6 protein-coding genes and 1 pseudogene are annotated in these 6917 nt (G+C 71.8%); 3 read left to right on the top strand and 4 right to left on the bottom strand.

Translation table 11 applies throughout. The features are described from left to right. The 3 genes and pseudogenes from CCN42_RS39505 to CCN42_RS39495 form a co-directional block, all read right to left on the bottom strand. Nucleotides 1–207, bottom strand: a pseudogene (locus tag CCN42_RS39505) (MOSC domain-containing protein); the annotation flags it as partial. Between the two features lie 90 nt (nucleotides 208–297). After that, nucleotides 298–975, bottom strand: a complete 678-nt coding sequence (locus CCN42_RS43980) for a hypothetical protein (protein WP_211294900.1) — start codon at nucleotides 973–975, stop codon at nucleotides 298–300. A gap of 339 nt (nucleotides 976–1314) precedes the next feature. Continuing rightward, on the bottom strand, nucleotides 1315–1905 hold the full coding sequence (locus CCN42_RS39495; protein ID WP_086741979.1) for a TetR/AcrR family transcriptional regulator: 591 nt from the start codon (nucleotides 1903–1905) through the stop codon (nucleotides 1315–1317). A 105-nt stretch (nucleotides 1906–2010) separates the two neighbouring features. On the opposite strand from CCN42_RS39495, the gene CCN42_RS39490 reads away from it, so the two are divergent. Continuing rightward, complete coding sequence (locus CCN42_RS39490) at nucleotides 2011–2889, top strand: NAD(P)-dependent oxidoreductase (RefSeq protein ID WP_086741978.1); 879 nt, start codon at nucleotides 2011–2013, stop codon at nucleotides 2887–2889. 148 nt (nucleotides 2890–3037) lie between these two features. Here CCN42_RS39490 and CCN42_RS39485 read toward each other — a convergent pair whose 3' ends face one another. Continuing rightward, the gene (locus tag CCN42_RS39485; RefSeq protein ID WP_086741977.1) at nucleotides 3038–3754 is read right to left on the bottom strand and encodes a S1 family peptidase; all 717 of its coding nucleotides are present in this window, start codon (nucleotides 3752–3754) and stop codon (nucleotides 3038–3040) included. A 304-nt stretch (nucleotides 3755–4058) separates the two neighbouring features. Here CCN42_RS39485 and CCN42_RS39480 point away from each other — a divergent pair, with 304 nt between their 5' ends. Both CCN42_RS39480 and CCN42_RS39475 read left to right on the top strand, forming a co-directional pair. After that, nucleotides 4059–4811 (top strand): thioesterase II family protein, encoded by a 753-nt coding sequence (locus CCN42_RS39480; RefSeq protein WP_158102203.1) that lies wholly within the window; start codon nucleotides 4059–4061, stop codon nucleotides 4809–4811. A gap of 966 nt (nucleotides 4812–5777) precedes the next feature. After that, nucleotides 5778–6902, top strand: a complete 1125-nt coding sequence (locus CCN42_RS39475) for a cytochrome P450 (protein ID WP_245877681.1) — start codon at nucleotides 5778–5780, stop codon at nucleotides 6900–6902. Nucleotides 6903–6917 lie beyond the last annotated feature (15 nt).

The raw sequence follows: 6917 nt of genomic DNA, 5'->3' as shown, positions 1-6917 counted from the left end.
ATAGGCGTAGACGGCCTGGTCGGAACCGCCGTGGTGCTTCACGTCGTAGACGCGGTCGCCTACGAGACCGACCTCGCCGGTGCCCTTGGGCCCGGGCGCGATGACGGCAACCGGGCCGTCAACAGGCCGCTTGTCGATGCCCGTCGCGCTGAGGCCCTTCCACGGGTTGGGTCGGGGCTTGCCGACATTGACGGAGAGCAGCTTCATGCGCGCGACAGTACGATCCTCTGCACGCCAGAGCGACTCATTTCCCCGCCACCCCTTGGAATCGATCACCTAGGCGAACCGCTCGGGACATCAGGGAGTGAAGACCTGTTCGAGTCGGTCGATGGCGCCGTCCGCACCGACGTGGTACGTGAACACCAGGCCGCTGTCCGGGTGTGCCTCCAGCCAGTCGAGGAACTCCTGCACGCCGATCCGCTGGTTCTCGGTGCTCGCGACGATCGGGTCGGTGGCGGTGATGTAGGCGGCCTGGTCCAGGGGCAGGAAGGTCTCCTTGCCCACGGTCACGAAGGGCGGGCCGTCCGAATCCGGTGTCGGGCAGTCCCAGTTGCCGTGTCGGAAGATGAGGTTCAGGGAGCCCCCTTCGGGGGTGTACCGCAGGACGGCGATCTCGTCCGGGGAGATGGGCATCGTGTGATCGCAGTCGGTGCCGGCGTCTCCCGTGCTCGCGGCGGACGGCGCACCGGACACCGGTGACGCGGAGGCTGCCGGAGCGGCGGTGGCGGTGGCGGTCGCCGCGTCACCGCCCGTACTGGCGGTCACCTGGCCGGCCGGGGTGGCCGCGGCGTCCGTACCGGTGCTGACGCTCGGTTGGGCGGTGGCCGAATATGAGGGGGTAGGTGAGGCGGCGGAGCCGCCTTCCCCCTCGCACGCCGTGAGCGCCAGCGTCAGTATGCCCACGGCGCCCAGTGCCGTCGCGGTGCTGCGGAGCGGCGTAGGTCTGCGGCGGCCCGGCTGTCTGGTCGCGTTCATGGTGGTTCCCCCCTGCTGGTGGTCGCGCCTCGTCGTGGGCGCGCGGTTGATGTCGGGAAGGACGATATTCGGCCATCCACGGTTTCCTCATCTCCAGGCGGTTGCGAAGTGGTGACGCGCAAGCACCTCCGACGAGCGATGGCTTACGGGCACAGCGCTTCGCCGACGAGAGGGGGGCGCCGATCGGCCCCAGCCCGCGGCGAGCCCCGGCCACGATCCTTTTCGGTGGTGGTCGTGGTGCGCGTCTCGCGCAGCTGCGTGGTAGGTGCCCCGCACACGGAGCGGCCGGCTCGCTCCAGCCGTACAGGCACACCCGCGGAGGCGCCTGCCGTTGCCCGGTCAGGACCGTACGGCGGAGTCGAGGAGGGGGCCGAGTTCGCGGACGGCCGTGGTGAGGGGCCGTACGTCCCGTTCGGCGCGCGCCATCAGGATCGCGCCCTCCAGGGTGCTGATCATCAAGGTGGCCAGCGACTCCGCACGGGCCGCGGGCACTCCCATGTCCGTCAGCGCCTCGCCCAGGGGTGCCTGCCAGGTCGCGAAGGCGGCTGCCGCGGCCGTGCGGGTGGAGTCGCCGGAGGACGCGCAGTCGACGGTGGCGGCGGCGACCGGACAGCCCGCGTCGAAGCCGTCCCTCGCGTACTCGTCGGTCCACTGGGCGGCCATCGCCGCGAACAGGCCGCTCGGCGTCGGCTCGTCGAGCCCGGCGAGGAAGCGGGCGATCCGCTTGCCCGCGTACCGGCCGGCCCACGCGAGTGCTTCGTTGACCAGCTGTTCCTTGCCGCCCGGGAAGTAGTGCTGCAGGGAGCCGCGCGGTGCGTCCGCGTGCGCGGCCACCTCGCGCATGCCGGTCGCGGTGACCCCGCCCCGCCGGATGAGCTGGGCCGCGCTGAAGACCATCCGCTCCCGCGGTCCGGGCCGCGCCTGAGTCATCCCCGGTCTCCTCTCCTCACGCCCACGCACTCTATGACCGCCGTCATAGCGGCCGCTACTATGACCGCTGTCATAGTCAGCGCGTGGCGCGAGAGGCGGCCTGCCGTGCACGTCGGATTCATCGGTCTCGGAGTGATGGGCCGGCCCATGGCCCTGCGGCTGGCGTCCGCCGGCACCCCGCTCGTCGTCTGGAACCGCACCCCGGAGCGCGCCCAGCCGCTGCGGGCGGCCGGGGCCGAGGTCGCGACGGACGCCGCCGAGGTGTTCGCGCGGACCCGAGTGGTGCTGCTGATGCTCGCCGACGAAGCCGCCGTGGACGCGGTCCTCGCCCGGGGCGCGCCCGAGTTCGCCGCACGGGTCGCGGGCCGGACCGTCGTGCACATGGGGACGACTTCGCCCGCGTACTCGCGGGCCCTGGAGACCGACATCCGCGCGGCCGGCGGCCGGTACGTCGAGGCGCCCGTCTCCGGCTCCCGGGTGCCGGCGGAGCAGGGACAACTCGTCGGCATGCTCGCGGGCGAGGAGGCCGCCGTGACCGCCGTACGGCCGCTGCTCACGCCGATGTGCCGGGAGACGTTCGCGTGCGGTCCGGCACCTGGGGCGTCGTTGATGAAGCTGTCGGTGAACCTCTTCCTGATCACCCTGGTGACCGGGCTGGCCGAGGCCTTCCACTTCGCCGAACGGCAGGGCGTGGACCGCCGGTTGTTCCTGGAGGTCCTGGACGCGGGCCCGATGGCGAGCGGCGTGTCCCGGATGAAGTCGCCCAAGCTGCGCGACCGGGACTTCACGGTGCAGGCGGCTGCCCTGGACGTGCTGAAGAACAACCGGCTGATCGCCGAGGCGGCCCGCGCGGCGGGTCTCGCCTCACCGCTCCTGGACGTCTGCCACTCCCTGTTCGAGGAGACGGCGGCGCGGGGGCACGGCGGCGAGGACATGATCGCCGTACTGCGGGCGATCGAGGCGCGGACCGCCGAGGCGCCGTAGCGGGCGGGCTCCGCAGGGCAGCCGTTCCCGGGACCGACGAGCCGTGCCTGTCCGGCCCGCCCCGTTCCGCGGCGCACGCGGACGCGCGCAGGCCCCTCCACGCTACCGCGGTGAGGGGCCTGCCACACGCTGGGAGGCGGTGGACGGTTCAGACGCCGGCGATCGACTGGATCCAGGAGCGGTACGCCGTCACGTTGGTGTACGCCGTGGTGGTCTGGCGGTCGCTGGTGGAGGCGACGCCCACCTGGACGCCGTTCGCCATCATCGGCCCACCGGAGTCTCCGCCGGCGGTGATGCCGTCACCTCGGCGGGCGCAGATCGCGGAGCCGCCGTAGGCGTCACCGCAGCCGCCGGTGACCGTGACGTTGGCGACCTTCAGGTACCGGGACTGGCAGTTGGCCTCCGAGCCGCACTGGGAGGTGGCGCCCCAGCCGTACACCTGCACGGTCTGGCCGACCCGCACCGAGCCGGGCTGCCCGAGGCGGGCGTAGGTCGCCGACACGGAACGGTCGAGACGGACGAGCGCCAGGTCCGCGCTGTGGGTGTAGGTCTGAACGCCGTTGGCCACGGTGCCGCCGCTGTGCTGGTCCAGGCTGCCGATGCGGAACGACAGCCCGCCGCCGGTGACGCAGTGCTTGGCGGTGAGGATCCACGTCGGCGCGATGATGGTTGCCGAACAGGTCTCCCTGCCGTTGGAGAACAGCCGGGCGGCCCAGGGGCCACTGGTCGCCTGGCCGCCGCCGATGATGGGCTGGGGGGCCGTGGTGGTCGGGGGCGCCGGTGCCGCGGTGGCCGTGGGGGCGAGAAGCCCGAGGGCGGAGATCGCTGCCGCGGCGAGAGCGGGCACGAGCCTCGATATGCGCAAGGTTCCTCGATTCGGAAGACACGTTGGGGGCGTGTATGTGTGGGGAGTGAAGGCCCACATGGGCCGTGGCCAGGAACGCCCGCCGTGGGAGCGGCAGTTCGTCATGGACACGACTCAGGATTCCGGAGGATGGGTGAACGCGGGACTACCTCTTGGCCATAACGCGGTGTTATGGCCGGCCCTCCTCGTGTCGGCGCTCCCGAGCGCCCCTCGACGGTCGGCGGGCGGGCACCGTACGGTCGGCGATGGTCACACGAGGCCCGCCGGGCGGGCCCGGCCGCACGACGAAAGGCGGAGAAGGACGATGGAGGGCAAGGACCCTTGGATCAAGCCGCTGCGCCGCGCCGCGGACCCCCGGGCGCGCGTGGTGTTCTTCCCGCACGCCGGCGGAGCCGCCTCCTTCTACGCGCCGTTCGCGCGGTTGTTTCCCGACGGGTACGACGTCGCGGCCGTGCAGTACCCGGGGCGGCACGACCGGTTGGACGAACCGTTCGTGACAACCGTCGAAGGACTCGCCGACCGGCTGCTGCCGTCCTTGCGGCCGTGGGCGGCGCAGCCCGTGCCGCTCGTGCTCGTCGGCCACAGCATGGGCGCGTCCGTCGCCTTCGAGTCGGTGCTCCGGCTCGGGCGCGAGCGGCTGACCGCACACTGCCGCCTCGTCGTCTCCGGCCGTGGCGCCCCGTCCACGACGCGGGAGACCCCCGCCTTCGATTCCGATCAGGCCCTCCTCGACCACCTCGCGGGGCTCGGCGGAACCGACCAGGCGATCGTCGGCAGCCCGGACCTCGTGGAACTCGTCCTGCCCGCCATCCGCAATGATTACCGGGCAGTCACCCGGTATCGGCCGGACCCCGACGCGGTGGTGGACACGCCCGTCCTCTCCCTGACGGGGGACCGGGATCCCCGGGTGACGCCCGAGGAGGCCGCAGCCTGGAAGGGGCACACCACGGCCGGCTTCCGGCTGGAAATCCTCCCCGGCGGACATTTCTTCCTGACGGACCATTCGGACACCGTCGTGCGGCTCGTCGCCGGGTGCGCCGACGTCGGCGGTCGATGACGGGGGCGCATGCGCGGCGCGCCCGGCGCGCGCTGAACTGCCGTGACCTGGTTGGCGTGCGCCGGCGCGCGCGGATGACCGCGCGCGCCGGTGGTTTCCTGCGAGCGCCGGTCCGCTCCCGGCATCGCGGTTGTACCGGTGGCCGGTGAACCGGGCGAGGCCTGGCGGAACCGTCACCTGACCTGGCCGAAACCCGCTGGGCGGGCAGCCCCGCGATCGAGGCGGCGGGTACGGGGGTGACGGCGGACCTGCCCCGAGGTTTCCAGACGGGCGAATTCTCTTCGCGCACACCAGGTTTGACTGTGAAACGCCGGGATACACGCCCATCTCAGTGGGTTGTCTGAAGGGTCATCTCCCCTTCGATTTCGGGGGGTTGCCATCCTGTGACCCAACGTGAAAACTGTGAGCGCACTCGGCCCGGATGGATCGTGTCGAAGCGCGTCATTGGCACGTGAAGTGCGAAATCGTGGGACAGGGGAGTTCTGCGCAGGGCCGCTGCGCCGGAGAAGTCACTGGGGGATGTGGTGGTGTCTGCTAGGGGGTGCCCGAGGCACGTGCTGCCGGGCTGCGCAAGCGCGGGCCTGTCCGCTGCTCGGCGGGCGTCCGGACCGCTCGGAACCGCCGCCACGCCGGCCGTGTTCCGCCCTCAGGTCCGCTGACGCCCCGGGGGCCGGCATTCCCTGAGCGGGCGGACCGGCCGGTCGCTCCCCGGCCGGCCTGGTCGGACCACATACCGGCCACTTGGCGCGGAGCGACGATCGCCCCGCGGCGCCACACCCGATGGTCGCACCCGTGACGGCCACCGCTGCCCGCGGCTGACCACGGCACACCCTCGTTGACCGCCCGTCGCCGGGCCCGCGCGTTCTCACCCAAGGAGAAACGGTGACAAGCACACAACTGACCGGGGCCGAATCGCCTCTTGACGTCTTACCCGAGCGGTGGCGGGACTTACGCGACGCGGGCCCCGTGACGTACGACGAGGAGCGGCGGCAGTGGCACGTCGTGGACCACCAGAGCGTCTCGGCGGTCCTCTCGGACCCGGCGACGTACTCCTCCGACATGACGCCGATCGCCCCCACCCAGGAGGACTTCGAGGCCTTCCGGCAGGGCAACTTCGTCGGCATGGACCCGCCGGAGCACCGCAAGCTCCGCACCCTGGTGAGTCAGGCCTTCACTCCCCGAGTGGTCCACGGGCTCGCCCCGCGCATCGAGGCCGTGTGCGCGCGGCTGTTCGACGGTGTCGCCGACCGCGACCGGTTCGACCTGGTCGACACCCTCGCCTACCCGCTGCCGATCATCGTGATCGCCGAACTCCTCGGTGTCCCCGCCGAGGACCACAGACTGTTCCAGGAGTGGGCCGCCACCCTCTTCGGCGGCGACCAGCTCGGCGACAGCCTCGACATGGCCGACCTGGAACGGGCGCTGGAGGCCATCGCGCCGACCGTGCGCGAGATGAACGGCTACGTGCTGGACCACATCCGGCGTCGCCGCGCCCACCCCGGTGACGACCTCACCAGCAGACTCCTCACCGCCGAGGTCGACGGGACGCGGCTGAGGGACCAGGAGATCGTCGGATTCGTCGCCCTGCTGCTGGTCGCCGGGCACATCACCACCACCGCGCTGCTCGGCAACGCCATGGTCACCTTCGACCGGCATCCCGGCACGCTCACCGCGCTGCGGGAGAACCCGGACCGGGTGCCGGACGCCGTGGAGGAAGTCTTGCGCTGGCTGCCGCCCTTCCCCGAGCTGGGGCGGCGCACCACCCGGCCGGTGGTGCTCGGCGGCCACGACATCCCGGCCGACACCCTGCTGATGGTGCACCTGGGAGCCGCCAACCGTGACCCCTCCCGCTTCACCTCCCCGGACGTCTTCGACGTGGCCCGCGATCCCAATCCCCATCTCACCTTCGGCCATGGCATCCACTTCTGTTTCGGCGCACCCCTGGCCCGGCTGGAAGCCCGTATCGCCCTGCAGATGATGATGGATCGTTTTTCTTCCATCGCGGTGCCTTCCCACGACGACGTCACGTATCAGAACCCGGCCGTCATCGTCGGCGTACGTCACCTGCCGATCGCCGTCACCAGGCCGTGACGCGCGTCGACGCGC

The organism is Streptomyces glaucescens (assembly GCF_002154375.1).
Taxonomy (GTDB): Bacteria; Actinomycetota; Actinomycetes; order Streptomycetales; family Streptomycetaceae; genus Streptomyces; species Streptomyces glaucescens.
Note: the sequence above shows the minus strand (reverse complement) of the source record. Positions and strands in the feature narration are given on the sequence as shown.

Excerpts from the sequence above, each read along its gene's own strand:
- CCN42_RS43980 (WP_211294900.1), bottom strand. The coding sequence starts at position 975 with ATGAACGCGACCAGACAGCCGGGCCGCCGCAGACCTACGCCGCTCCGC.
- CCN42_RS39495 (WP_086741979.1), bottom strand. The coding sequence starts at position 1,905 with ATGACTCAGGCGCGGCCCGGACCGCGGGAGCGGATGGTCTTCAGCGCG.
- CCN42_RS39480 (WP_158102203.1), top strand. The coding sequence starts at position 4,059 with ATGGAGGGCAAGGACCCTTGGATCAAGCCGCTGCGCCGCGCCGCGGAC.